1 protein-coding gene and 2 rRNA genes are annotated in these 3438 nt (G+C 57.4%); all 3 read right to left on the reverse strand.

Translation table 11 applies throughout. The annotated features are described in order from the left end of the window. The coding region (locus FN369_RS07110; RefSeq protein WP_142525488.1) for a hypothetical protein at positions 1-272 on the reverse strand (272 nt) is incomplete at its 3' end. A 365-nt stretch (positions 273-637) separates the two neighbouring features. Continuing rightward, positions 638-753, reverse strand: a 5S ribosomal RNA gene (gene rrf / locus FN369_RS07115). Between the two features lie 94 nt (positions 754-847). Further along, positions 848-3438: ribosomal RNA gene (locus FN369_RS07120) — 23S ribosomal RNA — on the reverse strand; the annotation flags it as partial.

Below are 3438 nucleotides of genomic sequence, written 5' to 3' on the forward strand. Positions count from 1 at the left end.
GCAGCCGCCGGTGCCGCCGCCAGCAACATGATTTGGATCGGATCGCTGACGGCGATGACCGGGCCCGGCATGTTGCTTGCGGGACCCGCCGTTATTGCACTCGGCTCCGCACAAGGCGGAGTCTCCCGCTGGTGGGCCGCCAAATACCTCCCGGAGGCACCCCAAAAAAGCGCCCGGCCCGAAGCACCGCCGGCGGCCCCTCCCAAAAACGACTCTGCTCCCACGAGCGACTCGCACTCCCCGCCTTCTCGGCCGACTGCAACGGCGCTCACCCCATAGGCCGCACATTCCGAAGCCGCTTCTTCCCCTCAGCCGCCCTCTACAATCCCGCAGACGTCTCGTTCGCTCATCGACGGGCGGAGATCGCACCGGCTCTCCTCTTTCTCCGTTGCGCTTCCGCAGCTCCGAATTCTCACGCCGCCGCGGCCGCCGCCACCGGAAGCGCACCGCGGCGTTCCTTGGCTGCAAAAATCCCTGCCGCAGAAGCGCAGGATCCTCAAAAGCTCCGGCAAAACCCACGCGACCGCTCCGTCCCGCCGGCGATCGAGAAAGCAAAAACGGACAGGCCGGGAAGAGCATGGCACCGACGACAAAAAAAAGCCCCCCCTTTCCCTCCGAAGAGCGAAAGGGGGGGCGAACCTGGCAACGACCTACTCTCGCACGCCCTACCGGCGCACTACCATCGGCGATGGCGCGTTTCACTTCCGTGTTCGGGATGGGAACGGGTGGTTCCACGCCTCTAGGATCACCAGGCCTCTGCCGGCCATTGCCAGTTCCGCAGACGCCTGGTCGCAGCCGTTCCTTGAAAACTACAGGCAAACAGAAAATCAGCCCGATAGCCTACCGGGACTAAAAGCCAATCAGGTAATTAGTACCGCTTCGCTGCACGCATTGCTGCGCTTCGACGTGCGGCCTATCGACGTGGTGGTCTACCACGACCTTGATGGGGAGACCTCATCTTGGGGAAGGCTTGGCGCTTAGATGCTTTCAGCGCTTATCCTTTCCGGACATAGCTACCCGGCGCTGCGTCTGACGACACAACCGGAACACCAGCGGTCCGTCACTCCCGGTCCTCTCGTACTAGGGAGTGAATCCCTCAAGTCTCCTGCGCCCACAGTGGATAAGGACCGAACTGTCTCACGACGTTCTGAACCCAGCTCGCGTACCGCTTTAACCGGCGAACAGCCGGACCCTTGGGACCTTCTCCAGCCCCAGGATGCGATGAGCCGACATCGAGGTGCCAAACCGGGCCGTCGATATGGACTCTTGGGCCCGATCAGCCTGTTATCCCCGGCGTACCTTTTGTCCGATGAGCGATGGCAATTCCACTTTCTACCACCGGATCACTTGGTCCTACTTTCGTACCTGCTCGACCTGTCGGTCTCGCAGTCAAGCTCCCTTCTACCCATATGCTCGACGCACGATTGCCAACCGTGCTGAGGGAACCTTAGAACTCCTCCGTTACCTTTTAGGAGGAGACCGCCCCAGTCAAACTGACCCGCTGCCATTGTCCCAAGACCCGCTTCAGGGCACTTGGTTAGAATCCTCACAATGGAAGTGTGGTGTCTCATTGGCGACTCGACCTTCCCCGAAAGGAAGGCTTCAAAGTCTCCCACTTACGCTGAGCATCCATAGCAAAGATCCAGTAACAGCTTACAGTAAAGGTGCACGGGGTCTTTCCGTCCTACTGCGGGTAGGCGGCATCTTCACCGCCACTACAACTTCGCTGAGCCTCTCTTTGAGACAGTCGTCAACTCGTTACACGATTCGTGCAGGTCGGAACTTACCCGACAAGGAATTTCGCTACCTTAGGACCGTTATAGTTACGGCCGACATTCGCTGGGACTTGGGTTCAGAGCTTCGCCTGGCCGAAGCCAAGCTGACCCCTTGCCGTAATCTTCCAGCATTGGTCACGTGTCACACCCTATACGTCGTCTTCACGACTTAGCAGAGTGCTGTGTTTTTGTTAAACAGTCGGTTGACGCTGTTCACTGCGGCCCCTTACGGGGCGCCCCTTCTTCCGAAGTTACGGGGCTAACTTGCCGAGTTCCTTAAAGAGATTTAACTCACGCGCCTGAGTATACTCTACCCACCCACCTGTGTCGGTTTGCGGTACGGGCGCCTTAGTGTACACGTGGGCTTTTCTTGGCACCGTCTTTGAAGAATCCCGTCGGGATTGCTCCTTTCGGTCCCCTTGCGGGACAAGGGCATTCATCACCTCGCTCTTCTCCAACGATGCGTCCCCCACGTTTAAATGTCGGCGGTGCTGGAATATTAACCAGCTGGACATCGCTTACGCCCATCGGCCTCAGCTTAGTTCCCGACTAACCCTGGGTGGACGAACCTTCCCCAGGAAACCTTGGGTTTACGGCGGATCGGATTTTCACCGATCTTATCGCTACTCATGTCTGCATCCTCACTTCCAAGCGCTCCACGGTCGGTTTCCCTTCCGCTTCACAGCACTTGGAACGCTCCCCTACCACCCCTTCCGGTCGAAACCGGAAGAGATCCGCGGCTTCGGTATGCAGCTTATCGCCAATCATTTTCGGCGCCGGATCTCTCGGTGAGTCAGCTATTACGCACTGTTTAAATGGTGGCTGCCTCTAAGCCAACATCCTCACTGTCTTCGAAACCCAACATCCTTTTCACTTAGCTGCATTTTGGCACCTTAGCCGGCGATCTGGGTTGTTTCCCTCTCGACGATGAAGCTTATCCCTCACCGACTTACTCCCGTGCTCCACCCTGTGGTATTCAGAGTTTGGTTAGATTCGGTACCCTGGTGTGGGCCCTAGTCCATCCAGTGCTTTACCCCCACAAGTCAGCGCACGAGGCTAGACCTAAATCTATTTCGGGGAGAACCAGCTATCAGGGGGTTTGATTAGTCTTTCGCTCCTACCCACAGTTCATCGGAGACGTTTTCAACCGTCACCCGTTCGGACCTCCATCACCGGTTAAAGTGACTTCATCCTGACCATGGGTAGATCACCTCCCCTTCGGGTCTACTGCTTGCGGCTTGGCGCCCTATTCGGACTCGCTTTCGCTTCGCCTCCGTCCCATGAGGACTTAGACTCGCCACAAACAATAACTCGCAGACTCATTAAGCAAAAGGCACGCCATCACCCTTTCGGGCTCTGACACCTTGTAGGCACATGGTTTCAGATCTATTTCACTCCCCTCGCCGGGGTTCTTTTCACCTTTCCCTCGCGGTACTGGTTCACTATCGGTCGCTGACACGTATTTAGCCTTACGCCGTGGTCGGCGTAGCTTCACGCGAAGTTTCACGTGCATCGCGTTACTCAGGATACCACCGAGCGTTGCTTGGTTTTCGGTTACAGGCCTCTCACCTTCTATGAGGCGACTTTCCATCCGCTTCACCTAACCGCACAACTACCCATACGGTGGTCCTACAACCCCGAACGGCAAGCCGTTTGGTTTAGG

The sequence above is a fragment of the Methylacidimicrobium cyclopophantes genome (assembly GCF_902143385.2).
GTDB classification, from domain to species: domain Bacteria; phylum Verrucomicrobiota; class Verrucomicrobiia; order Methylacidiphilales; family Methylacidiphilaceae; genus Methylacidimicrobium; species Methylacidimicrobium cyclopophantes.